The organism is Runella sp. CRIBMP (genome assembly GCF_009905605.1).
In the GTDB taxonomy this organism is placed as follows: Bacteria; Bacteroidota; Bacteroidia; order Cytophagales; family Spirosomataceae; genus Runella.
In genome coordinates, this window is the sequence record NZ_JAAAKZ010000013.1 from 1 (window position 1) to 25135 (window position 25135).

The 25135-nt window shown below is 44.4% G+C and carries 25 protein-coding genes; 12 read left to right on the forward strand and 13 right to left on the reverse strand.

Annotated elements, in window-relative coordinates:
• Positions 1 to 159 precede the first annotated feature (159 nt).
• Positions 160 to 1659, reverse strand: coding sequence for a glycine--tRNA ligase (locus GVN20_RS22745; RefSeq protein ID WP_166560560.1), 1500 nt, complete (start codon positions 1657 to 1659; stop codon positions 160 to 162).
• 120 nt (positions 1660 to 1779) lie between these two features.
• Here GVN20_RS22745 and GVN20_RS22750 point away from each other — a divergent pair, with 120 nt between their 5' ends.
• Complete coding sequence (locus tag GVN20_RS22750; RefSeq protein WP_166560561.1) at positions 1780 to 2754, forward strand: helix-hairpin-helix domain-containing protein; 975 nt, start codon at positions 1780 to 1782, stop codon at positions 2752 to 2754.
• 90 nt (positions 2755 to 2844) lie between these two features.
• Here the strand turns inward: GVN20_RS22750 and GVN20_RS22755 are convergent, their stop codons facing one another.
• Genes GVN20_RS22755 through GVN20_RS22765 form a run of 3 tightly spaced genes read right to left on the reverse strand, consistent with a single transcriptional unit; the run spans position 2845 to position 5578 of the window.
• Positions 2845 to 3816 carry a UDP-glucuronic acid decarboxylase family protein gene (locus tag GVN20_RS22755; RefSeq protein WP_114066775.1) on the reverse strand — a complete coding sequence of 324 codons (972 nt, stop codon included), beginning with the start codon at positions 3814 to 3816 and terminating at the stop codon, positions 2845 to 2847.
• Positions 3817 to 3846: 30 nt separating this feature from the next.
• A complete protein-coding gene (locus GVN20_RS22760; protein WP_166560562.1) occupies positions 3847 to 4233 on the reverse strand; it encodes a four helix bundle protein in 387 nt (128 codons plus the stop codon).
• A 28-nt stretch (positions 4234 to 4261) separates the two neighbouring features.
• Positions 4262 to 5578: a UDP-glucose/GDP-mannose dehydrogenase family protein gene (locus GVN20_RS22765; RefSeq protein WP_166560563.1), complete on the reverse strand. Its 1317-nt coding sequence runs from the start codon at positions 5576 to 5578 to the stop codon at positions 4262 to 4264.
• Between the two features lie 399 nt (positions 5579 to 5977).
• On the opposite strand from GVN20_RS22765, the gene GVN20_RS22770 reads away from it, so the two are divergent.
• A complete protein-coding gene (locus tag GVN20_RS22770; RefSeq protein WP_166560664.1) occupies positions 5978 to 7117 on the forward strand; it encodes an acyl-CoA dehydrogenase family protein in 1140 nt (379 codons plus the stop codon).
• Between the two features lie 171 nt (positions 7118 to 7288).
• Here the strand turns inward: GVN20_RS22770 and recA are convergent, their stop codons facing one another.
• On the reverse strand, positions 7289 to 8347 hold the full coding sequence (gene recA, locus GVN20_RS22775) for a recombinase RecA (protein ID WP_114066778.1): 1059 nt from the start codon (positions 8345 to 8347) through the stop codon (positions 7289 to 7291).
• Positions 8348 to 8676: 329 nt separating this feature from the next.
• Here recA and nusB point away from each other — a divergent pair, with 329 nt between their 5' ends.
• The 6 genes from nusB (at position 8677) to coaE (ending at position 12463) form a co-directional block, all read left to right on the forward strand.
• Positions 8677 to 9849 carry a transcription antitermination factor NusB gene (gene nusB, locus GVN20_RS22780; RefSeq protein WP_166560564.1) on the forward strand — a complete coding sequence of 391 codons (1173 nt, stop codon included), beginning with the start codon at positions 8677 to 8679 and terminating at the stop codon, positions 9847 to 9849.
• Positions 9850 to 9915: 66 nt separating this feature from the next.
• Positions 9916 to 10218 carry a YtxH domain-containing protein gene (locus tag GVN20_RS22785; protein WP_114066780.1) on the forward strand — a complete coding sequence of 101 codons (303 nt, stop codon included), beginning with the start codon at positions 9916 to 9918 and terminating at the stop codon, positions 10216 to 10218.
• Positions 10219 to 10230: 12 nt separating this feature from the next.
• Positions 10231 to 10671 carry a DUF1573 domain-containing protein gene (locus GVN20_RS22790; protein WP_166560565.1) on the forward strand — a complete coding sequence of 147 codons (441 nt, stop codon included), beginning with the start codon at positions 10231 to 10233 and terminating at the stop codon, positions 10669 to 10671.
• Between the two features lie 42 nt (positions 10672 to 10713).
• Entirely contained in the window at positions 10714 to 11025 is a 312-nt protein-coding gene (yajC, locus tag GVN20_RS22795) for a preprotein translocase subunit YajC (RefSeq protein ID WP_166560566.1), read from the forward strand.
• A 10-nt stretch (positions 11026 to 11035) separates the two neighbouring features.
• Positions 11036 to 11809 carry a hypothetical protein gene (locus GVN20_RS22800; protein WP_206023352.1) on the forward strand — a complete coding sequence of 258 codons (774 nt, stop codon included), beginning with the start codon at positions 11036 to 11038 and terminating at the stop codon, positions 11807 to 11809.
• Between the two features lie 66 nt (positions 11810 to 11875).
• Positions 11876 to 12463, forward strand: coding sequence for a dephospho-CoA kinase (gene coaE, locus GVN20_RS22805; protein ID WP_166560567.1), 588 nt, complete (start codon positions 11876 to 11878; stop codon positions 12461 to 12463).
• 16 nt (positions 12464 to 12479) lie between these two features.
• On the opposite strand, the gene GVN20_RS22810 is transcribed toward coaE, so the two are convergent.
• Positions 12480 to 13565 carry a CaiB/BaiF CoA-transferase family protein gene (locus tag GVN20_RS22810; RefSeq protein WP_166560568.1) on the reverse strand — a complete coding sequence of 362 codons (1086 nt, stop codon included), beginning with the start codon at positions 13563 to 13565 and terminating at the stop codon, positions 12480 to 12482.
• 103 nt (positions 13566 to 13668) lie between these two features.
• Here GVN20_RS22810 and GVN20_RS22815 point away from each other — a divergent pair, with 103 nt between their 5' ends.
• Positions 13669 to 14223, forward strand: coding sequence for a hypothetical protein (locus GVN20_RS22815; RefSeq protein ID WP_114461968.1), 555 nt, complete (start codon positions 13669 to 13671; stop codon positions 14221 to 14223).
• Positions 14224 to 14332: 109 nt separating this feature from the next.
• Here GVN20_RS22815 and GVN20_RS22820 read toward each other — a convergent pair whose 3' ends face one another.
• From GVN20_RS22820 to GVN20_RS22840, 5 genes are all read right to left on the reverse strand, one after another.
• Positions 14333 to 14962, reverse strand: coding sequence for a LysE family translocator (locus GVN20_RS22820; protein WP_206023353.1), 630 nt, complete (start codon positions 14960 to 14962; stop codon positions 14333 to 14335).
• Between the two features lie 42 nt (positions 14963 to 15004).
• Entirely contained in the window at positions 15005 to 15610 is a 606-nt protein-coding gene (locus GVN20_RS22825) for an intradiol ring-cleavage dioxygenase (RefSeq protein ID WP_166560569.1), read from the reverse strand.
• Between the two features lie 293 nt (positions 15611 to 15903).
• Entirely contained in the window at positions 15904 to 18303 is a 2400-nt protein-coding gene (locus GVN20_RS22830) for a TonB-dependent receptor domain-containing protein (protein ID WP_166560570.1), read from the reverse strand.
• 149 nt (positions 18304 to 18452) lie between these two features.
• Positions 18453 to 18647 (reverse strand): hypothetical protein, encoded by a 195-nt coding sequence (locus GVN20_RS22835; protein ID WP_166560571.1) that lies wholly within the window; start codon positions 18645 to 18647, stop codon positions 18453 to 18455.
• 2 nt (positions 18648 to 18649) lie between these two features.
• Entirely contained in the window at positions 18650 to 19471 is an 822-nt protein-coding gene (locus tag GVN20_RS22840; RefSeq protein ID WP_166560572.1) for a hypothetical protein, read from the reverse strand.
• Positions 19472 to 19628: 157 nt separating this feature from the next.
• On the opposite strand from GVN20_RS22840, the gene GVN20_RS22845 reads away from it, so the two are divergent.
• The 3 genes from GVN20_RS22845 (at position 19629) to GVN20_RS22855 (ending at position 22538) form a co-directional block, all read left to right on the forward strand.
• A complete protein-coding gene (locus tag GVN20_RS22845) occupies positions 19629 to 20654 on the forward strand; it encodes a sensor histidine kinase (RefSeq protein WP_166560573.1) in 1026 nt (341 codons plus the stop codon).
• Between the two features lie 18 nt (positions 20655 to 20672).
• Positions 20673 to 21380: a LytTR family DNA-binding domain-containing protein gene (locus GVN20_RS22850; protein WP_166560574.1), complete on the forward strand. Its 708-nt coding sequence runs from the start codon at positions 20673 to 20675 to the stop codon at positions 21378 to 21380.
• A gap of 585 nt (positions 21381 to 21965) precedes the next feature.
• Entirely contained in the window at positions 21966 to 22538 is a 573-nt protein-coding gene (locus GVN20_RS22855) for a helix-turn-helix transcriptional regulator (RefSeq protein ID WP_166560575.1), read from the forward strand.
• A gap of 41 nt (positions 22539 to 22579) precedes the next feature.
• Here GVN20_RS22855 and GVN20_RS22860 read toward each other — a convergent pair whose 3' ends face one another.
• Positions 22580 to 24133, reverse strand: coding sequence for an acyl-CoA carboxylase subunit beta (locus GVN20_RS22860; RefSeq protein ID WP_166560576.1), 1554 nt, complete (start codon positions 24131 to 24133; stop codon positions 22580 to 22582).
• Positions 24134 to 24255: 122 nt separating this feature from the next.
• The gene (locus GVN20_RS22865) at positions 24256 to 25113 is read right to left on the reverse strand and encodes a prephenate dehydrogenase (protein ID WP_166560577.1); all 858 of its coding nucleotides are present in this window, start codon (positions 25111 to 25113) and stop codon (positions 24256 to 24258) included.
• Between the last annotated feature and the right edge of the window lie 22 nt (positions 25114 to 25135).

Below are 25135 nucleotides of genomic sequence, written 5' to 3' on the forward strand. Positions count from 1 at the left end.
GCTGCTGTTCACCCCTGTCAAACAACTACCCCAAAATTGTACTTTTTCCAACAATTTCAATGAACTTCAAAGATATGTGCGGCGGGCCGCTAAGTTCACAATGCTTTGTGTCCTTTGCGTTATTCTTCGTGTTCTTTGTGGTTAAAGAACTTTTATACTTTAAATCAATTCCAATATCCGCTGCTCCGACACGGCGTAGCCAATCTTGGCCTTCAACTCGCTGATGTGTACGCGCTCCTGTTCCATGCTGTCGCGGTGGCGAATGGTGACGGTATCATCTTCCAAGGTCTGATAATCGACCGCAATACAGAAAGGCGTACCGATGAGGTCCTGACGCGTGTAGCGCTTACCGATGGCATCGCGCTCTTCATAAAATACGCGGAACTCGCCCCGAAGTGCTTTGACGATTTCTTCGGCTTTTTCGGGCAGACCGTCTTTTTTCACCAACGGGAAAATCGCCGCTTTGAAAGGAGCCAGCGCCGGATGCAGTTTCAGCACTGTACGCTCTTTTTGGGCATCGCCCTCTCCTACCGTTTCTTTGGTAAAGGCATTGCAGAATACCGCCAAAAACAGACGGTCAGCTCCTACCGACGTTTCAACCACGTACGGGATGTAGTTTCCGAAAGGCTTACCGTTTTCGTCGAGGTCGTTGTCGAAATACTGTTGTTTCTTTTTGGACAGTTCTTGGTGGTTTTTCAAGTCAAAATCAGTACGTGAGTGAATCCCTTCAATCTCACGGAAACCAAAAGGAAACTGATACTCAATATCCACGGCGGCGTTGGCGTAGTGGGCGAGTTTTTCGTGAATGTGGAATTTCAATTTTTCGGCAGGAAGTCCCACAGCTTGGTGAAATTTCAGACGCGTATCGCGCCATTTTTCATACCATTCCATTTCAGTACCAGGGCGCACAAAAAACTGCATTTCCATTTGTTCAAACTCCCGCATCCGAAACGTAAACTGCCGCGCAACAATCTCATTCCGAAAGGCTTTTCCGATCTGGGCGATGCCAAACGGAATCTTCATCCGACCTGATTTTTGCACGTTCAGGAAGTTTACAAAAATCCCCTGCGCCGTTTCGGGGCGCAGATAGATCAAATTGGAATCTTCCGCTACCGAACCCACCTGCGTGCTGAACATGAGGTTGAACTGACGTACTTCGGTCCAGTTGGTGGTACCTGAGATCGGGCATTTGATACCTTCGGCAATGATGAGTTCACGAACCGCTTCGAGGTCATTATCTCCCAACAAACGGCCCATTTCGTTCAACAGCGCCTGCGCTTTTTCAGGTTGTCCGTCGGCCGCGTACTGTTCCGCTTTGCCTTCGAGCAACTGATCGGCGCGGTAGCGTTTTTTGGAATCTTTGTTGTCGATCATCGGGTCATTAAAGCCGTCTACGTGCCCGGAGGCTTTCCACGTAAGCGGGTGCATGAAAATCGCCGCGTCGATGCCCACGATCGGTCCGCCGCTGCGGTTGTCGTTGAGCTGCGTCATGGCTTTCCACCAGATATTTTTGAGGTTATTTTTCAGCTCTACGCCGTTTTGACCGTAGTCATATACTGCCTGTAGACCATCGTAAATCTCGGAAGAAGGAAATACAAATCCGTATTCTTTGGCGTGCGCCACAATATCCTGTAAAGAGGTAGCCGGTGCTTGACTCATGGGTACGTTATTCGTTTGTTATCTATTGTTCAAGATGATATAAGGGCGCAAAATTAGGGAATTTGTGACGTAATGATGCAATGTAAGTCAAAAAGCCGCTAGACAAGCCTCTAATTCTCTATGCTAAAACGCCTTCTCTACTTAATTCGCGATGAATTTGGCCTTTCACGCAGTCAGGCACGGGGATTTTTGGTGGTTGCGGTTGTAATGGTTTTGTGCTGGTTTGGGCCGTTGACCTATGACCGTTTTACGTCCGAAGAATCGACCGTCATTCCCGAAGCCGATAGCCGAAAAGCCGACAGTTTGCTGGCTATTTTAGAAAAGATACAACCCGAAAAACCCTATTATACAAAGTCAAATCGCGCTGAATATTCCACAAAAGAAATAGAAGAAAACCCAGAGCGGCCGTTATCGTTGTTTTATTTTGACCCTAATATCGCTTCTGCTACGCAATTTGAAGAGTTAGGGATGCCAAAATTCATTGCCGAAAGGATTATAAAATACCGAACCAAAGGAGGGCAATTTCGAAAAAAAGAAGATTTACAGAAAATTTACGGCTTGGCTCCTGCTTTGTACGAACGTCTCGAACCCTATATCAACATTCCCGAAAAAAAACCGTTTGCTGCAACTACAAACCCACCCGTTCCTGAGCTAGCCTTTACCCCTGCGGCTCCTAAACCTGCGTTTACAAAACCTACATTGACGGCTTTCGACATCAATACGGCCGATACAAGTCAGTTGATTCGTTTGAAGGGAATTGGCAGCAAACTCGCCGCTAGGATTGTGAAATTTCGGGATGGCTTGGGGGGCTTTGCTTCTACGACACAGTACACCGAAGTTTTCGGACTGGACTCATTGGCTCTGAGTGAGTTAAATCGTTTTGCGCAAGTACGTAGCTCTGTACAGAAAATCAGCATCAATACCGATTCGCCAGAAGAATTGGACCGGCATCCCTATCTTTCCAGACGTCAATCTGAAATCATCGTGCGATACCGTGAGCAGCATGGGGCTTACAAAACACCGCAAGATTTGCTGAATATCAAGATTTTGGATGAAAAGCTGGTCAATAAGATAGCGTCTTATCTAGCGTTTTAACAAAAAATCACGCTGAGATGCAGAGCAGCACCGTTTTTCTCGGTGGCTCCGCATCTCAGCGTGAGTATATTTTCAGGAGTTAATTCCTACCTAGAACTGCCGGTGATTTGACTCTTCGTAGAGGCGTTCTTCGGGCAAGTTTCTGAAGTAATCATACGTAATTCTTAAACCTTCTTCGCGGGACACTTTCGGTTCCCAACCCAACACCTTTCTTGCCAACGTAATATCTGGCTGACGTTGTTTTGGATCATCTTGCGGAAGTGGCTTGTAGATAACTTTCTGCGAAGTTCCAGTCAATTTGATGATTTCTTCGGCAAACTGCCCGATGGTAATTTCGGCAGGGTTACCCACGTTGACTGGCATGGGGTGGTCGCTCAAGAGCAAACGATAAATCCCTTCCACCAAGTCGTCGACGTAGCAGAAAGAGCGCGTTTGCGAACCATCACCAAAAACCGTTAAATCTTCCCCGCGCAAAGCCTGACCGATGAACGCAGGCAATACCCGTCCGTCGTTTAGGCGCATACGGGGGCCGTAGGTGTTAAAAATCCGCACAATACGCGTTTCTACACCGTGGTGGCGGTGGTAGGCCATCGTTATTGCTTCCTGAAAACGCTTCGCTTCATCGTAGCAGCCGCGCAATCCGACCGGGTTTACGTGCCCCCAATATTCTTCATTTTGGGGGTGAACCAACGGGTCACCGTACACTTCTGAAGTAGAGGCAACCAAGATACGAGCACCTTTGGCTTTGGCCAGACCAAGGCAATTGTGCGTACCCAGTGAGCCTACTTTGAGGGTCTGAATCGGGATTTTTAAATAATCAATCGGGCTTGCCGGAGAGGCAAAATTGAGAATGTAGTCCAAGTCGCCATCAATCACGATGTGCTTAGAAACATCATGATGAATGAATTCAAAATGAGGATTTGAACGCAAATGCTCGATATTGCGCAAATCGCCCGTGACGAGATTATCCATCCCGATGACATAATAGCCTTCCTTAATAAAACGGTCGGAAAGGTGGGACCCCAGAAATCCTGCTGCGCCAGTGATTAAAACTCTTTTCATTTATCAGTAAACATTTATCATTTAACAATTTTACCAGAACCACATCAAGAACATTTTGATAGGATTTATTCGGGTGGTTTTAAGAATTGAGAACAGGATTTTAGCTAGTTCATCAGCATCGTTATAAATACTTTCAAAAGCCTTTTGCTCAATATAGCCCGTATCTTTCAGTAAAGAAAGCCAATATTTCGTTTCTAGACATTCCTTGTAAGCAATCGACATTTTAGCAGAAAAATCTGATTTTGATATTGCCCCATTGGCCTCCGCAATATTTGCACCAATAGACGTACCACTTCTTAGTAACTGCTTTGATAAAATGAATTCTTTTTTATCTTCACTTAAAAACTGGTACGCTTTTACTACTCTAATAGCAAAAGCATACCCCTTTTCGTATGTTACATTATCTGATTTTGCCATTTAAATGCTCAATATTAATTGGTCAATGTTAAATGCCAACCGTTGCTCTTCCAATGGAATAATACGTAAATCCAAGTTCTTTCATTTGGTCGAGTTCGTACACGTTACGACCGTCAAAAATTACTTTACTCTTCATCAACAACGCCATTTTCTCAAATTCTGGCGTACGGAACTGCGGCCATTCCGTAAATATCATCAACGCATCGGCCTCGTCCAAAGCAGCGTAGGGCGTATGTGCGTACGTGATTTTGTTACCCAATACGTAGTTGCGCACATTTTCCATTCCTTCGGGGTCGTACGCAATCACTTTGGCGCCTTGTTCGAGCAATAAGCTGATATTTTCTAGGGCTGGTGCTTCGCGAATATCGTCAGTATATGGCTTAAATGACAATCCCCACACCGCAATGGTTTTGCCGGTCAAATCTCCATCAAAATGTTTTTTTACCAGCGGAATCATTTTGGTTTTTTGCGCCTCGTTGACTTCCATTACTGATTTCAACACTTTGAACTCGTAATTATATTCCTCCGACGTTTTGGCCAAGGCCTGAACATCTTTCGGGAAGCAGCTTCCGCCGTACCCGATACCCGCAAACAGGAAGCGTTTTCCGATGCGGCTATCCGTTCCGATTCCTTTACGAACATTGTCTACATCAGCACCCGCCAATTCACAAAGGTTCGCAATTTCATTCATAAACGTGATCTTCATCGCCAAGAAAGAATTGGCCGCATATTTGGTCATTTCAGCCGAGCGCTCATCCATAAAAATAACGGGGTTTCCTTGACGTACCAGCGGCGCGTATAGCTTTTCCATTACTTTTTTAGCTCTTTCCGAACGCGTTCCTACCACCACCCGGTCGGGCTTCATGAAATCCTCCACTGCTACTCCTTCTCTCAAGAATTCAGGGTTGGAAACCACATCAAACTCTACTTTTGCATTTTTGGCAATGGCAGCACTCACTTTTTCTGCGGTCCCGACGGGTACGGTACTTTTATCAACAATAACCGCATATTCTTCCATGATTTTTCCTAAATCATCGGCTACCTTTAAAATATATTTCAAATCGGCCGAGCCATCTTCACCGGGAGGCGTAGGCAATGCCAGAAAAATCACCTGTGCATCTTTGATTCCATCAGCCAGATTGGTTGTAAACTTCAACCGCCCTTCTGCCACGTTGCGATGGAAAAGCACGTCCAACCCGGGTTCATAAATCGGAATGATTCCGTTGTTCAGCTTTTCAACTTTTTTAATATCAATATCAACACAAGTCACTTGAATCCCTGTTTCGGAAAAACAAGTTCCCGTTACAAGTCCTACATATCCGGTTCCTACTACTGCTATTTTCATAAATCGCTGTTTGTTGGTTGTTATTTTATTCCGCTTTGGAATTCTATAAATTTAAGAAATCTAAAAATTGTATTTTTTTTAGCTTATAAAATCGCCTCAAAATTAGAAGAATTTTGGCAATCCCTCTAAATCAAACGCATATTTGTCTATGCATCATTGATTTTACGGCAAACACCCAATTTTTTCAAGAAATAATATTACCTAAAAATTCGTTGTTAAGACAAATTTTCTTTACCTTTTTACTCCTTGCTTCCAAATACCTTTGAACTGTTATTCAATCCACACCAAATCCAAAATCAGGCTAACCAACGAAATGCTAACCAGTTGTTGGCAGAATCATTGAGTAAGCATACATTAGAGAAACGGAATCAACAACTATACCTTTCACTTGTTACGACTATGATGGCAGAAATTGCAGAAAACCAAGAATTGATTGCACAATCAGTCCGCGATTTTGCAGCGCGTCTGATTCAACCTCACGTTAGAGCTTGGGACGAAAGTCAGTATTTCCCCGTCGAAATTTTTCATCAGCTTGGGGCATTGGGCGTGATGGGCATATTGGTTCCTGAGTCTTATGGCGGCGCAGGATTGGGCTACCGCGAATACGTAACCGCCATTGTTGAGTTGAGCAAAGTTGATCCTTCCATTGGTCTTTCGATGGCCGCCCATAACTCGCTCTGCACCAATCACATTTTAATGTTTGGCAACGAAACCCAAAAGCAGAACTACCTGCCAAAACTTGCGTCGGGCGAATGGATTGGCGCATGGGGCTTGACCGAACCCAACACGGGGTCGGATGCTGGAAATATGCGAACCGTTGCCGTCAAAGACGGAGAATATTGGGTATTGAATGGCGCAAAAAACTTCATTACCCACGGCAAAAGCGGCAATGTAGCCGTCGTGATTGCGCGGACAGGTGCGCCAGGCGATAAACGAGGAGCGACGGCTTTTATCATCGAACGAAATACGCCAGGATTTTCGGCTGGAAAAAAAGAAGACAAACTCGGTATGAGGGCTTCCGAAACGGCAGAACTGATTTTTCAGGATTGTCGGATTCACGAAAGTCAGGTGTTGGGAGAAGTGGGAGAAGGATTTATTCAGTCACTGAAAATATTGGATGGGGGACGCATTTCCATTGCTGCTTTGAGTTTAGGAACCGCCATTGGTGCCTATGAAGCGGCTTTGGCGTATTCCAAAGAACGTCATCAGTTTGGAAAAGCAATTTCGCAGTTTCAGGCCATTGCGTTTAAATTAGCCGATATGTTCACCGAAATTGAAGCCGCTAAATTACTGGTTTATGACGCTGCCGATCGCAAAGACCGGGGCGAAACCGTTACGCTGCAAAGTGCAACGGCCAAATATTACGCTTCTGAGGTATCAGTACGGGTAGCCAACGATGCAGTGCAGATTTTCGGTGGATACGGTTTTACGAAGGACTATCCCGTAGAGAAATTTTACCGCGACTGCAAACTGTGCACCATCGGCGAGGGAACGAGCGAAATTCAAAAACTGGTTATTTCAAGAGAAATTTTGAAATAACCTCCGTAGGGGCAGGCCTTGCGTCTGCCCAAAAGCGCCCGATATGTCTGCCCGAAAGTGCAAACACCTCTGCAGGGCAACGGACCTAAGTAAAATTCCAATCTTCACAAAAAAGGGCGGCACAAAAAAAGGGCGGAGGTAAACCCCGCCCCTACGATTTGTATTTAAACCTTATTCAGGTTTTCCGTCATCGGCGATGTTTGGCTCAAGGGTATCGATGAGCGCATTTTCATCTTCGTTGACTTTGGCCCGGATTTTAGCTTCCAGTTCTTCCGTCAATTCAGGATTGTCTTTCAGCAATTGTTTTACGGCATCACGGCCTTGCGACAAGCGGTTTCCGTCGTAGCTGAACCATGAACCTGATTTTTTAACAATCTCCAACTCCACCGCCAAATCGATGATTTCACCCACTTTGGAGATACCTTCTCCGTACATGATGTCAAATTCGATAACCTTAAACGGCGGCGCCAATTTATTTTTCACCACTTTCACTTTGGTACGGTTACCCGTGATGTTGTCGGCGCTTTCTTTGATTTGACCGATACGACGAATATCCAAACGAACCGATGCGTAATATTTGAGGGCGTTACCACCCGTGGTGGTTTCGGGACTACCAAACATAACGCCAATTTTATCGCGCAACTGGTTGATAAAAATACAGCAGCAGTTGGTGCGGTTGATTACCCCCGTCAATTTACGCAAAGCCTGCGACATCAAGCGGGCCTGTAAACCCATCTTGCTGTCACCCATTTCACCTTCAATTTCGGCCTTTGGTACAAGGGCCGCCACTGAGTCAATCACGATAATGTCAATGGCACCCGAAGAAATTAAATGTTCGGCAATTTCGAGTGCTTGTTCCCCATTGTCGGGCTGTGAAATCAATAAATTTTGGGTATCAATCCCTAATTTTTGCGCATAACTGCGGTCAAAAGCGTGCTCGGCATCAATAAAGGCGGCCAATCCGCCTGCTTTCTGCGCTTCGGCAATGCAGTGCATGGCAAGAGTGGTCTTTCCTGATGACTCAGGACCATAGATTTCCACGACCCGGCCACGTGGCAATCCGCCAATTCCTAACGCTAAGTCCAACCCAACGGAACCCGTTGAAATGACTTCTACGTCCATTACTTTTTTGTCACTCAGACGCATGACTGTGCCTTTTCCGTAGGCTTTATCCAGCTTCTCAAGTGTTGTTTGCAAGGCTTTAAATTTCTGTTCTTTGTTGTCTGCCATTGGATTAAATTGTTGCTTTACAGCTAATTGTAAATGTTAAAATTATCGAAATTTTGCTGCCTTGAGCAGCCACCTTTATAGAAGTAAAATTACGGTTTTTCTGTGACATTACAAACTCTTTTTTTGAACAAAACCCACCCGTTTCTGTCTTTATTGGAACAATAAAAATAAGGGCCAAAATTTTGTACAGCAACGGTACTGTTGGACGGTAATTGCGGTCAACGTCACGAGTATTCTTGGAAAATTTGGGTTATTTAACGTACCTTTGCGGCTGGAAACACAAGCAAGTTCTTTTCCTTGCTGCTTATTTGCACAAATTTCAAGACTGAATGTTAAGTCGAAGACACCTGCGCGTAAAGGTGCTGCAATCCCTTTACGCTCTGCAAGCTGCCCGCGAGGCAGACTATCAATTGGCGGTAGATTTCATCACGGAATCTTTCAAGCCAGACCTCAATTCCATGACCCCCCAAGACCCCTTGAAGTTGGAAGGAATGAGAAAAATGACTACTCTATTGCTGGAGGAAAATTATCGCAAAGGGGAAATACCACACGATGATGATACCCCACCCACGGCTTTGGTAACGGCCAAAAATGCCCTCCGGTATTACCAAGATTTGTTCAAAAAAGACAAGCAACGCATTGCTCGGCAACTAACTCCCGAAGTGGAGGCCATCTACAACACGTACCTGCTCCTTTTACAACTTTTCATTGAATTTGGCTCGCTATCTCAAGCCGAACGCGAACGTCAGTATGACGATCCAGACAACAAACCGCTCTCAAAAATTGCGGGTTTTGATACCAATAGAGTTGTGGTTGCGCTGAGCGAAAGCAAAACCTTGGAAAACGAGTTTATTCGTCGCGGAATCACCTGGGGGCAAGAAACCACTGGGCTGGTTCGTACCTTGTTCAGGGATGTTTTTCGGAACGACGATGCCTATCGGGCCTACTGTGAAACCAAAGAACACACCCCCGAAGAAGACCTGCAACTCATTTTGAATGCGCTCAAAGATGTGGTTCTGAAAAATGAGGATGTCGTAAGCTTTTTTGAACTCAAAGACCTGTACTGGAGCGAAAACGGCGACCTTGCCCGTAAAATGGCCAACAAAACATTCAAATCGACCATCGAAGACAGCGGACTTCAGCTCACTCCTTTGACCGATGATTGGGACGAAGATCGCTTTTTTATGGAAGAGTTGTTTGAGCAAACCACCACCAGAAACGACGAAATCGAACAAATCATTGCCGAGCCACTCAAAAACTGGGATTTGGACCGCTTAGCTCCGATGGATTATTTAATCCTGAAAATGAGCGTTTCCGAGATGATGTCTTTTCCTGGAATCCCCGTCAAGGTGACAATAAACGAAGCAATTGAAATGGCTAAAGAATATAGTACGCCAAAAAGTGGTAAATTTGTAAATGGAATCTTAGATACCCTTTCAAAAACGCTGATTAAAGAAGGAAAAATCCGGAAAAGCGGAAGGGGATTGTTGGATAATAAATAAATCCGAGTTGACTGTAAGCGTTTAGCGCGGGCATAGTCACTAAAAACAATAAACATTTAACACAACATGAGCAATTCATCAAAAGTATTGATCGCATTTCTGGCGGGCGTCGCTACAGGCGCTGCAGTGGGTGTTTTGTACGCCCCCGAAAAAGGCGAAATCACACGTGACAAACTGTCGTATCGTCTTTCAAAATACCGTGAGCAATTACAGGGCCTTATCTCTGATTTGCTAGAAGGTAAAGATTTGCCCGAAAGTCTGGCAAAAGCAGAGGGACAAAAAGTGGTCACCGATGCACGCGAAAAAGCCGAACGGCTCTTGGAAGATGTAGATCGTCTGATGGCCCAAATCAAAGGACAAACTGCTTAATTTCAGTCCCCCATGCGATACCTATTATTAGTTTTAGTAAGTACAGTTCTTTTTTCCTGCGGAAGCAATCAGGATAAAAACGCCACAAGCAATCTGGATGATAAACTTCCAAAGTTTGAATTTGCGGAAGACATCAAAAATGTTGACTTTGGTTCTCTTAAAGAAGGCGCACAGGTAGAACACACGTTCAAATTCAAGAATGTAGGCGATTTTCCGCTCATCATCAACAACGTGAGCGCTTCTTGCGGTTGTACCATTCCTGAGTGGCCGCGCCAACCTATCGGCCCAGGCGATGAAGGCGCCATTTTGGTTCGATTCAACAGTAAAGGCAAGCAAGGGCAACAATTTAAAACCGTCACGATTTTTGCCAATACCAATCCCGCAACGACGGATATTCAGTTTAAAGCCGACGTTGAAGCCGCTAAAGATTCCGTGACCACTAGTTCGCTCTAAAAACCAACGACAAACCTTTTATTTAACCCTAATCATAAACCCATGCTCAACAGCATTTTTTTACAGGCCGGCGGCCAATCTTCCATGATTTACCAACTCCTTCTTTGGGCGGGTATCATTGGTGTATTTTACTTTTTCATGATTCGCCCTCAGCAAAAGAAGCAGAAAGACCAGAAGAAATTTTTGGAAGAACTAAAAAAAGGAGACGAAGTAATAACAATCGGCGGTTTGCACGGTACGGTAGTATCCGTATACGAAACAACCGTTACGCTTGAAGTAGACGGCAGCAAAGGCACAAAAATGAAATTCGAGAAATCGTCCATTTCGCGTTTGGCAGGTACAAGTGCATCCTAATTGACATCAAGTGGCGCAGATTCCCCTTTCATCCCAACCTTCTCGTAGCCGCATCATCCTGTTTAGTTTGGTGGCGGCTACGATTATTTGGCTTTTCAATGAGCTTAACAAAGATGGATATACTCTTCGGGTACAGTACCCCATTAATTTGACCTACAACGATTCGCTTTATATTCCCATTACTCCCCTTCCCAAAAGCGTCAGCGCTACGCTCACTGGAAACGGCTGGATGTTGCTGCGAAAATCCCTTTCTTTTACGGTTTCGCCCGTTCAGTATCCCATTCTCAACCCGCTTGCCACCCAAACCCTCAATCCTGCGGCATTGACCGCCATCATGCACGAACAAGTGAAAGATGTGCGAATCAGCAACGTGATGCTGGATGTTAACCGCTTAGATTTTGAAGAACGAATGATCAAAACTACGGTGCTGAGAGTAGACAGTGCTGGTCTGCAACTCTCTCCGCGATTTGTGGTATCAAGTTTCATCAATCTCCGCCCAACAACGGTCACGTTTGACGGCCCGACATCGTTGGTAAGCGATATTTCGGACACTATTTTGGTACGGGTGCCTGCCCAAAAAATAAGGGGTAATTACGATGAAGAACTCCCCATCCGGTATCCCCAATCTCCCCTCTTGAAAGCAAGCACCGACCGTGTTTTTGTGAGTTTTGAAGTAGCGGAGTTATTCGGCAACATCCCTCCAGCTTCTCCCCCACCCACGGAAGAAAAAACGACTCCAACGCCAAAACCTAAGTCGGACGGCAAAAAATCCAAGAAGAAATAGGCTTATTTCAAACGGCAGACTGACTACCTTCGATTTTTAAAATCGTAAATCAACCCTCCATTGCAAATGCTCAAAATAGGCGTCACAGGCGGTATAGGCTCGGGCAAAAGCATTGTTTGTCGGATTTTTTCGGCTTTGGGAGTCCCTGTATACTCTGCCGACGACCGCGCCAAATGGTTGCTTAATCACGACCTTAGTCTCAAAAGCGCCGTTACACAGTTATTGGGTAGCGAATCCTATTTACCAAACGGCATTTACAACCGCGCTTGGGTGGCGAGCCAAGTATTCCAGAATCCTCCGCTGTTGCAAAAACTAAACGCTATCGTCCATCCTCAGGTAGGTGAAGACACGCAGGAATGGGTTGAGCAAAACAGCAACGCGCCGTACGTCATCAAAGAAGCAGCCATTATGGCCAAAGCGGGCCAAAACAATGACTTGGATAAAGTAATTGTGGTTGATGCTACCGTTGACCTGCGCGTCGCCCGTGTAATGCAACGAGATCCGCAACGCTCCGAAAAAGACATTCGTGACATCATTGCCCGCCAAATCTCCGACGAAGAGCGCCACAAAATCGCCGATTTTGTCATCTACAATGATGAAAGCCAACTGCTGATTCCGCAGGTGTGGAAACTGCATTTGCTGTTTAAGAAATAATTTTCTGGCTACGTTTTCAACCTTCATCTATCTCAAAAGCTACCGTTTTTACCCGCTTGCTGACCGTCCCGTCGGGCAGCGTTTCTTCCAAAATCATGGACTGCGCCGCGGCCAATTCAAATACTTCTTGCATATTACGAATGGCGGCGGCGGGCACAGATGCAGCTTCTAGTTGCTGAAGCAATGAGGCGGCCTCAACAACCGAAATTTTCTCGGCCAGTATTGCATTCAATGCCGCTCGGTTTTTGACCCGTTCTATATTTGAACTAAATGAGGGCTGCGTTAAAATTTCCGATAGGTCCAGCACTTGGCACAAATTTTTGAACTGCTTTTCGGTGCCAACGGCCAATAAGATCGCTTTCCCATCGCTGCAAGTGTACATATCGCCGTAAGGGGCAATATTGGGATGTTGGGTACCCATCCGTTGAGGAATGTGGCTGGCCATGAGCCAATTGGTCGCCTGATTGACCAACGACGCCACGGCCGATTCAAACAAAGAAGTTGCGACATAGGCCCCTTTTCCCGTTTGGGTACGACGCAATAACGCCAACAAAATCCCTTCTTTCAACTGGTGGGCCGCCAACACATCAATCAGCGCAACGGGCATTTTGACGGGTGGCCCGCCCACTTCGCCATTCATGTACAAAAAGCCCGCTTCGGCTTGCAGTACCACGTCAAATGCGGGACGTTCGCTGTGATCATCAAAGGCATTGAGCTGCGCAAAAATCAAGGTTGGATTGATTTGGGAAAGCGTTGGATAATCTACCCCCAATTTTTCGGCGACGTTTGTACGATAATTACTGATCACAATATCGGAATTCTGAAGCAGCGCATAAGCCTGCTCACGGTCACGAGTATCTTCTAAATCAAGCAGATACGTTTGCTTATTCCAGTTTACACTTGCATAATAGGCCGAGTACGGGGAAGTCGAATCTTCAGACGGCAATTTCCACGAGCGCGTCATATCGCCACCCGTTTTTTTGTTTTCAATCTTTACGACCTCGGCGCCCAATTCGGCAAAAAACATCCCCACGGCAGGCCCCGCCAAAACGCTGGCCAATTCGACTACTTTGAGTCGGTTTTTGAAAAATTGTTCGGTCATACATTCGGCATATTTGTCCCAAATTTGCCAACTATTCTTTGATTTTCAGTAATGATTCGGTTACTTTACCAACTCTTACTCATCATTAAATCAGATTGCGATCATGAATGAAGGATATAACCCCGAGGAAATCAAATTATTAAAGGAAGAGTGCCAAGAAGCAGGCACCAACTTCATTCATTGCGACGATGAAGATGTCAGCACCTCCGAAAATGGCGAATTAGCCCACGTCCAGTTTGTAGGTAGTTATAAAGGTCAGGAAGTTATTTATGATGCCATCATTTATACATTGCGCCTGCACCACAGCAGTTTGGTGTACGAAAAAGCGGTAGAACAAGCCCAAAAAGTATATCCTGATTACCTGCCGTTGGATGAACGCGCTCCTGGCTACAAAATCAGCCCAGCGGTAGAAGAAGAAGCCGAAGAACTCATCACCGAACTTATCGAATCCATTGAGGAAGAAGAGGAAGTAAAGGTCAAAGAACATTTGGAAATTGAGCCAGAGTTTGAATATGGTGTAGGCTTAGACGCTTGTCTCAACATCGAGGCCGTTACCGACGAAGTGATTACGAAATTCATCGAAGACTTTAACCACGGTCGTCTGAAGTTAGACACAACGCTGTATTCTTTCACCAGCGACGAAGAAGACGAAGATTAGTCTTTTCCATAAGCACAACATTGTAGGGGCGGAGATAAACTTCCGCCCTTTTTTTATACCCTCACGCGATAAGGGGCAGACGCGAGAAGGGCAGACGCGAGGCCTGCCCCTACAGTTTTTGTTTGGCAAAGGCCAGATACACGCCCAAGCCCAACATCATGCCCCCCGTCACCTTATTTTGAATGCGCGAAAAATGAGGTAGTTGGTTTAGATACCTTCCTGCTTTCCCAAAAAATACCGCCACGGCCGCGTTTACCAGCGTTCCTGAAATATTAAACCAAATACCCAACACCAACACCTGCCACTTAAAATCTTCGGAATGAACGTCGGCAAATTGGGGCAAAAAAGCCAGAAAAAACAACGCTACTTTGGGGTTGAGCACGTTGGTATAAACTCCCTGCCAAAATATTTTTTTTAAAGGTGCCGATTCCGAAGATGTTTGGGTTGACAGGGTATTTTTGCTCAATAAAGACGTAATTCCTAAATAGCACAAATACCCCACTCCCAAAAACTTGACAATGTTGAACGCCACCGCCGACTCGGCAATCAGCACCGAAAGCCCCAAAACCGCCGCAAAAGTATGTACCAAACATCCACCTGCGATACCCAAAGCCGATACAATACCTGCTTGGGTTCCTTGAGTGGTACTGCGCGTGGCCACGTAAATCATGTCGGAGCCAGGCGTGAGGTTAAGCATTAAGGTCGCAAAAGCGAAAAGCAGAAACTCGTTTGGATTCATACAAAAAGCGTTTTGGTTTACTATTTTGGTAACGTAAAACGCCTAGTGATAATTCGGGATATTCTTTCCTAAAATAATGTCTCTTTTGCCAATCCAAACTCCTTTTTCATTTTTGGTCAATGTGATAATACCCGACCCACCTCGGTTCTGGGCGTTTTCGCGGTCTTTTTGGGTCAATAGTGGATCACCTTCAAATTGATATTCATCAATCCAATATTCATTCTTGGCGGCTTCTTTGATGATGGGATGCACGTGGGCCGCAAATTTTTGACCTGGATACGCCGCCGGACGAATGGTACTGAACTGATACCTTCCTTGTACATCGGTTTTTATCCAGCCCCGCAAATGCCCATGCCGACGGGCATAGACCTGCGTGGCGGCAGGTGTATATTCGCCCTTTACGTCGGTATGATACACGTACAAAATCACCTCAGTCGCGGGGGTTTTGCCATCAGATTGGTAAATAGTACCGCTGATTTCCATGCGCTCGCCCGCTTCTTTAGCATCGGCGATGGTGGTTTGCCAAGATAGTGTTTTCGGCATTCCTTCAAACATCATTTCGCAATCTTCACAGCCGTCGCCCACTTTTTGGGCTTGAGAAAGCACACCTACAAAAAGCAAAATTGATAAAATAAGAAGTTTTTTCATGGCCGTATCGTGTTGGTTTTCTGATACAAACCAAAAAAAATGACCGAAGACGAGCTAATTTATTAGGTGAGATGTCAAAACTCCTTGACATGCTACTTTATGCGCAATTAGTTTTAGTGAATTTTGATGCAGGATTGCCCGGGGATATGAAATACAAAATGCATCAGTTCAGCTAATTTTTGAGCCAAAAAGCATTGGAGGGATATACAACATGAATAAAGAGCCTCTATTTGGGCTCTTTATTCATAATTAAGCGCATTGGGTGGGTTGACTCATGCCTGTCGTCGTGAGATTTAATTCTCTCCGCCCTTCTTATCATCGTTGTTGATGCTCTTTTTCTGGCGTTGGGGCGCATTGGTCATTTTGCCGAATTCATACGAAAAACTGACTCTCCAGCCGCGATTAAAGAATTTACTGCCACCTTCCTGTACAAAAGTGGGGGAAGAGAACGACATTTTTTGTTCAATAAAAGGAGCAAAGAAGTTGTCCAATCCAGCACTGATCGAGCCTTTTTTCTTCAATACTTCTTTCTGTAAAGCGATGTTGTAATAGGCATAGCCACTCATTTTTCCCTGCAACATCACGCGCGGAGAATTGAAAAATCCAAAAAACTGCGCTTTGAAACCTTTACCGAAATCGTAGGTTGAATTCAGGTTGACCCGGTACATCCAGTTGGCATTGCTTGCCTGCAAAGCGGGGCTGTTCAACACGTTATAATACAGATTGAATGAACCGTTGGTTGAAAATTTCTTCTTGATTTTGGCCGTTCCGCTCAAAGTAAGGCCGTAAGAAATGTTTTGGGCAATGTTTTGAAAGGTGATGTTGGCATTGCCTTCACTGTCAACGGTGCGAATCCGCTCCAAGGCGTTGTTGGTTTGGCGCATAAAAAACACCGCATTGACCGACGACTCTTTGATATATACGTTGTAGCTCGCTTCGGCGCTGTGGGTGAGTTCGGGTTTCAGGTAAGGGTTACCCGAATACGTCATTTTCGGTTCGCTGGCGTTGACATACGGATTCAAAAACCACAACATAGGTCGCTGGATTCGTTGCGAATAGCTCAGCTTCAATTTTTGATTTTTGGGCAAGTTTCTTGACAAACTGATGTTGGGAATGATATTTCCATAATTATTGGAAAACGGCACGGTTCCCGACAAAAAAGCGGCTTGAATAAACGTGTGCTCGTACCTCGCCCCGGCGTTGATTCCCCATTTGTTTTTGGAGGTACGCGAATAGGCAATATAGGTAGAAGCTACCTGCTGATTATAGTCAAAGACATTGGCCAAAGCGGGTACATCCGTAAAATTGGTAGAGCCGTCGAGAGCCGTGGCTACGCGATAATCACTTTTTACGTTTCGTAAAATAGCTTTTGTGCCCATTTCTAACGTGCTGACGCTGTCGAGAGGATTGGTAAAATCAATTTGTACCGTTCCTTCGTAGTTTCGACTAGCGTTGGGGCTTTTTTCGCGGTAATACACGGCATTTTCGGCATTCAATTGGTCGAGATTATAATAACTATCTTCGGCTTCTTTGGAAAACATCGTCAGAACGTTAAACTCTTTTTTCGGCTTTTTGAAGGTCTTGTTGTAATCCAGGTTCAGAGTGCCGCCGTCCCAGTCGTAGATACGATACAACTTTCGGGTAAAGAGCGTCTTTTCACTGCTACTTGAAAAATTGTTGATGTAATCGAAGTTCATGGCGTTTTTGCCGTCGTAAAAATTAAGCCCGGCACTCAGACGATTGAGTGAATCAATGTCCCACTCTGCCGAAATGGTTCCGTTCATATTTTCGCCGCCGCCTCTGAAATAGGTATTTTGAAGCAACTCCGTTTTGTAATTTTCAACAGTGGTGACTCGTTTCGTGTAATTTTCCCCCAAATTCCGCCATTTATTGAACCCTCCCCGTGCCGAAAGTCCAAAGCTTTTTTTGCGATAATTGAGCGAGCCGTTGTAGTTGTCGTTCCAGCGGCCAATGGAGGCATTCGCCTTTCCGTTAATGCCTTGTAAGTTGTTCCGTTTGGTAATAATATTAATAATCCCCGCCGTTCCTTCGGCGTCATATTTGGCAGAAGGTGAAGTGATGACTTCAATTTGCTTGATGTCATCGGCGGGGATAAGTTTGAGCACATCGGCTATGCTCTTGGCCATCAAGTTGGAAGGTTTATTGTTAATCAAGACCTTAATGTTTGAACTACCCCGCAGTTCCACATTCCCATCCAAATCTACCGCGATGGACGGGATTTTCCGTAAAACATCCCCTGCATTTCCGCCTTTAATGGTGATGTCTTTCTCGGCATTATACACCAAACGGTCGGGTCGGTCTTCAAACAATGCTTTCTGTTCCACCACCTTGACTTCGTTGAGTTGTTGGGCCGTCTGCGCAAACGGCACAACGCCTAAATCCAAGTCATTGTCGGCTGTAACGGCCACATTCAGTAGGGTTTTGTCCTTGTACCCCACAAACGTAATCTTCAGTTGATAGACCCCTTCTGGTACTTTTGAAAACGTAAATTTCCCTGTTACATCAGACGTTGTACCTTCCACAACTTTGGTGTCTTTCATCAGGGCAACGGTGGCAAATTCGACGGGTTTACGGGCGGTAGAATCCAAGACAAAACCCGTAATTTTTGATTTTTGGGCAAAGGAAGTCCCCATCAGCCCCATGCAAAGGGCTAGTAAGAATAGCTGTTTCATTGTTTAGAGTAGTTGGCTGTGAATGGGTTGGTATGGCTGTATTTAGTGGTTATGAGAAATGGCTTTATGGTGGATACTCTCCTTTTTAAAATTAGTTACAGCAAAGAGTAGGATTTTTTTTAAGTGTTGCATGAAGGCCAAAATAAAATTTACAGCGCTTTCTTCTTCCCGTCTTTGTCGGTCATCGTAATGCTAGTGCCTTTCTTTTGGGCCAAGGCATGAATTCCCGGTTCGGTGGCATCGTTTAAAAGGACCAAGCCTGAGCCATCTTTGCCTGCCCCCATTTTTACACGGATGGTACCTTTGGCATCCTTCATTCTAAAAACCACCTTCATTGGGCTCATTTTTAAGACTTTACTACGCGAACAACATTCAATTGATTGGTTTCTAATATCCAAAGATTCCCATTTTTGTCAACAACGCCACCCGTAGGCATCCAACTGATGGGGCTTTTATACACCACGAACACCCGACCGTCGCGCGTTATTTTTTTAACCATTTTTTTTGAGGTAACGGCTACGTAAACGTTACCCGCAGGGTCATCCCACACCCCAAAAATGCTGTTGTTCGGTTTTCGTTGGGGGTCTTCACCCGTGACCCCGTCTAAATCCAGCGCAACTACTCGGGCTTTATTTCCCACTATCTTGCACAAATCGTTGTCGTCTACGTAATAAAAAGTACCGTCTTTGCTACAAAACTGACTGCGCACATCTTTAGTAGGCACTGTGGCAAGCCATTCAATTTTTTGGTTGGGCGACATTTTCATCCAATCGCTACCGTTTTTGCTGCTCACCAGCCAATACATACTGCCTGCCGTATCACGCACAAAGCTATAATTTCGCAAAAAACCTTCGGCAATAGGGCGTACTTTGCTAAACCTTCCCCGCGCATCGTATTTCCACACATAATGCCCCCATTTATTTGTTGTTTCTCCTTCGTACCACAGATGTTCGCCGTAAAGATTATCTTGGGCATCCATGTATAGTTCGTGGGTATGCACATTGGGAACAACTACCGTCTTCGAGTTTCCGTCGGACGAAACTTTCCAAATACGCTCGGTATCCGTGTAAAAAATCTCACCCTTTGAGTTCTGAACTATGCCGATACCTGGATGGGCAAACGTAGACAGCGCCACCAATAAACACATCCATATAAGTTGCCATTTCATATCTTTATTCCGCTGTGTTTGACAATTCAAATCAACAAAAACTGAGCATATCAATGAAAATAGTTTGGTAACTGGTTGAAAATTCTTGATGTCACGTCTTTTTATCGTTTAATGTAACTTTTTTGTTTCTGAACACCCGAATTTCCTAACTTTCACCATGGAAAAATTCTTCAGATACCGCCTCGACCATATTCTTTTCTGGATAGCTACCGTTTCTTTCCATGCATACAATCGGAGTTATATCATCTATAAATTGAGCTTCGGTGATTTTGTAGGGGAGTTATTGGTCCGGAACGTTCTTTTGGCAGGGGTTATCTACGGCAATTTATGGGTCTTGATTCCTCGTTTTTTTAACACCAAACGATACGGATTGTATTTTCTAACTCTTTCAGTAGTCGTTTTGGGATATGTAGTACTCAAAAATCTGCACGATGTGTACCTATACGGATACGTTTTGGGAGACATAGAGCGGCGGTCGCTGCTCACCAATGCGTTTTACAACGTATCCATTGCCGTTTTTTACGCCATTTTCAGCATGGCAATATGGCTGAGTCGAGAATGGTTTTATCAGCGAGAAATAGTCCAAAAAATCAAAAATGAACAATTAGCCACCGAATTGCAGTATTTAAAATCGCAGATAAATCCGCACATTATCTTCAATACGCTCAACCTGATTTACGGTTCTATCCACAAAACAAACCCCGAAGCGCGGCAACTTGTCCTACAATTTTCAGATTTACTGCGCTATCAATTGTATGAATGTAACGTAGAAAAAGTGTCCATTGAAAAAGAAATAGACTACTTAAAAAATTACGTCATTCTGCAACGATTACGAAAAAATGACAATCTAAATGTACATTTTACTCCCAATGAAAATATCTCTGGTATCACAGTAGCTCCTCTGCTTTTTTCACCTTTTGTAGAAAATGCGTTTAAGTACGTCAGCAACCACGAAAACAAACCCAACTATATTGATATTCAACTTTTTAGAAACGAAAATCTCTTGATTTTTAAGTGTGAGAATTCCAAAAATCAACACCCTTCAAACCCAATTTATGGCCCTGGAGGTATCGGGATTGCGAACGTAAAGCGCCGTCTTGAATTGCTCTATTCTCAGCACCACACACTGAAAATTTCTGAGGAGAACGATATGTTTAGCGTTGAATTAAGCATTGTGTTGTAAATCCTGAAGAAACGCCCCATGAAAATCAACTGCCTTATTGTGGATGACGAACCCATAGCCCGTAAAATCCTAGGGGAATATGTCGAAGAATTAGACTGGCTACAGCTGGTTGGTCAAGCAGAAAGTCCCTTAAAAGCCATTAATCTAATGGCCCAACATCCTGTAGATTTACTATTTTTAGACATAGAAATGCCCCAAATGAGCGGGTTTGAATTACTCAAAAAACTTACTAATCCACCTGCGGTTATTATCACCACGGCTTATCCAACTTATGCCATTGAAGGCTTTGAATTGGATGTATTAGATTATTTACTAAAACCGATTTCTATTGACCGTTTTTTGAAGTCTGCCTTGAAAGCTAAGGCACTCTTTGAGCAAAAAAACAAAACTTCGTCGTCCCAAATTGACTACTTTTTTGTAAAATGCGACGGCAACATTGAGCGCATAGAACTACGTGATTTGCTGTATGTCAAGGCATTAGAAAACTACATTGTCATTCAAACTACCCAACGAAAATACATTACCTACCTGACGATGAAAGGCCTGGAGGAATACTTACCTAGCGAACAATTTGTCAAGATTCATAAATCATACCTTGTCCCAATTGCCAAGATTGACCGTATCGAAGGAAATGAGGTACACATTGGCAACGAAAAACTTCCGCTTAGCCGTACCCTCAGAGCTGATGTATTGCAACGTATTGATGAAAAATTAGTAAAACGCTGAGCAATTTATCTGGGTGTCAAACACAATCACTATTTACTTCCTATTTTTCTGGAGACCTTACTAAGGCTACTCATCCCATCATCAGATTCATTTAATAGCCCCAGAAACGCCTCTCTTTAGCAAAATCAAGTCTCCCTTAAATGTTTAACTGGGTTAAACAAAATTACATTTTTGGGGAAATTCATTTTTTGAAAGCAATTAAAAAATATACCTTTGAGGTAAATTTAAGCAAATTTGCTTAAATTTAGGCGTGTTCTAAATTTTCATCATAAAAATAAGCAAAACAATCTTTTACTCACTGTATTTGTCGCAGCAACACAGATGTACAAATAAGAATCATATCCAATTAGATATTCCAAAAGATTAATAACCCGATTATTTTAAATGTTTTTGTATGTATTCAGGTGATTGAATTAATAAAAAATATCTAACTTTTTACTGAATGGGGTATTAAAATGCCTCGTATAATACAAAACATCCCTAAAACAGTATTCGCAAGCGAGTCAGAATGAAAAAAAATTACTACTCAACGATGATGAAGAAAATGGTAATTTTTCATTTAACCTCTAACTGCCGCTAATTAGAATGAGCACTTTACCCTCTGAAGAATTAACAAATAACGATGGAGAGATTCCAACGTTAGAGATTAGAATTTTAAAAAAAGATGCCGAAACCGTCTTTCATCTTCTCTTACAAAAAGAAATTTCGTTTAGCTGTTTCCAAGACAAAAAAGACGCCGACAATATTTTTTCATCTTCTCCGAAATCCCTTCCTACGCCTGTTAAAAAGGTAAATTTGAGTATCATTGAACAATTGTCAAGTCTGCATAAGGAGGTTACGAGTCATATTACCAACAAAATCCCCTCGGTCCAGGAAGCCTCTGAAAGACTTGGTCTCAGCCCTTCTAAGTTTAAGACAATTTTCAAGAAAATTTATCAAGAGCCTTATTATCAATACTTTAAGACTCAAAAACTAAAACAGGCAAAGGTACTAATCGAAAATGAAGAATATTCGGTCAAAGAAGTTTCGGAGTTGCTGGGGTACTCTGAACCCATTAAATTCATCATGGTGTTTAAAAAGAGATACAAAATCACTCCCGGAAAACTGAAAACAAAATACCCTACCGAGTTGCATACGGCCAAGAAACCGCAAGGTTGATTTTCAGTCAGCCGTTGGAGTGATTTCCCTTTCTCATAATGCTATAATGGGATATTTCCGTGTTTTTTCTTAGGAAGGGTTGCCACTTTATTTTCAAGCATTTTAAACGCTCGCATCAGTTTTTCTCGGGTCTGTTCTGGATAAATTACTTCATCAATGTAGCCCCGGTGCGCCGCACGGTACGGGTTGGCAAACTTTGTGGTATATTCCTGCACTTTTTCCTGCAATTTGGCCGCAGGGTCTTCTGCTTCCGCAATCTCTTTTTTGAAGATAATCTCAGCCGCTCCGCTTGCACCCATAACTGCGATTTCGGCCGTTGGCCACGCGTAGTTCATATCCGCACCGATGTGTTTTGAGTTCATTACATCATATGCTCCACCGTAGGCTTTTCGGGTAATGACCGTCACGCGCGGCACGGTTGCTTCGCAGAAAGCGTACAGCAGCTTGGCGCCGTTGGTAATGATGGCGTTCCATTCTTGATCGGTCCCAGGCAAAAAACCAGGTACGTCTTCCAACACCAACAGAGGGATGTTGAAACTATCACAAAAACGCACAAACCGCGCCCCTTTGGTACTGGAGTCAATGTCTAAAACCCCTGCCAAAACCGCGGGCTGATTGGCCACGATTCCGATGCTACGACCACCCAAACGGGCAAAGCCGACGACGATATTTTCGGCAAAATATTTATGCACTTCCCAAAAACTGCCCGCGTCCACAATTTCGTCAATCACCTCGCGCATGTCGTAGGGCTGGTTGGGGTTTTCTGGAATCAGCGTGTTCAGTTTAAGGCGTTTTTCGTCCCCACCCACGTATGGAAGCATGGGCACGTCCTCCTCACAATTTTGGGGGATATAACTCAAGAGTCGGCGAATATCAGCAATGCACTCCACCTCATTGGCACTCACAAAGTGCGTCACTCCAGATTTTGTGGCGTGGGTCATGGCTCCGCCCAGTTCTTCCGAAGTTACGTCTTCGTGCGTCACGGTCTTGACCACGTTTGGCCCCGTCACAAACATATAAGAGGTATTTTCAACCATCATGATAAAATCTGTGATGGCTGGCGAATACACCGCACCACCCGCACACGGCCCCATAATGGCCGAAATCTGCGGAATAACGCCTGATGCCAACGTATTTCGGTAAAAAATATCGGCATAGCCCGCCAACGACAACACCCCTTCCTGAATTCGAGCCCCACCTGAGTCATTGAGACCAATGACTGGTGCGCCGTTTTTCATGGCTAAATCCATGATTTTACAGATTTTTTCGGCGTGGGTTTCCGATAATGAGCCCCCAAAAACCGTAAAATCCTGCGCAAATACGTACACCAACCTTCCGTCGATGGTGCCATAACCCGTGATGACACCGTCGCCCAAATAATATTCTTTATCTAAACCGAAGTCTTTACAACGGTGCATGACAAACTTGCCGATTTCTTCAAACGACCCCGCATCCATCAACAACTCAACCCGTTCGCGAGCATGCAGCTTGCCTTTTTTATGTTGTTGCTCAATGCGTTTTGCCCCACCACCGAGCAATGCTTCTTCGTTTTTAGTATCAAGGATTTGGTTCCGGTTCACAGGTTGATTCGTCATAGCGATTGGTTAGCTCGATTCAGGAATGGTTTATAAAAGTCCGTCACAAATTTAAGCGAGTTTAGAGCTTAATCTAATGAGTTATGCGCCGAACATTTGCTAAAGAACTATAGAGACCCCGATTATTTACGGTCAATGCCCGACAGGATGCGCCGAATTTCGTTGGCTCGCTGCATAAAGTCAACACTGGCCTTAATGTCGCGGTCGTCAATGAATGTTTTGTATTGCTGCAAAAACTCAATATAATCTCCCAACGCCCGCGAAAGATTCTCGCGGTTTTGGTCAAAAATAGGTGCCCACATCGCGGGCGAACTTTTGGCCAAACGCACCGTCGAACTGAAACCTGTACTCGCCATATCGAAAATATTTTGCTCGTCCCGTTCTTTTTCCAACACCGTATATCCCAAGGCAAACGAAGTTACGTGACTCAAATGCGATACATACGCTAAGTGCAAATCATGCTCTGCGGGCGTCATGTAATGAATTTTCATGCCGATATCTTTGAAAAGCGCCTCGACCAGGGCTACGCTATCGGCATCGCTTTTTTCACAATCGCAGAGAATGACGTTTTTTTCGGGCAACAATTCGCGAAACGCCGCTGAAGGCCCTGAGTTTTCGGTTCCAGCCATCGGGTGAGCGGCCACAAAGCGATGGCGTTTTGGGTGCGCATCAGCCACTTCACAGATGAGCTGCTTGGTTGAGCCCAAATCTACCGCGGTGGCGGTATCAGAAATCAAATCTAATACTGTCGGCAAGAGCTCCACGATATAATTGACGGGTACGGCAAGCACTACCAAATCGGAGTTTGGAATGGCCATTTCCATCGGAAGAACCTCATCTACAATACCTTTGGCAACCGCCAAACGACCGTGAACATCGGAAGCATCTACCCCGATAAAATGCATTTTTGGATATTTATCCCTTAACGAAAGCGCATACGAGCCGCCAAGGAGACCGATGCCGATAATTGTGGTAACCATTTTTGAATTAATTAAAGAATCA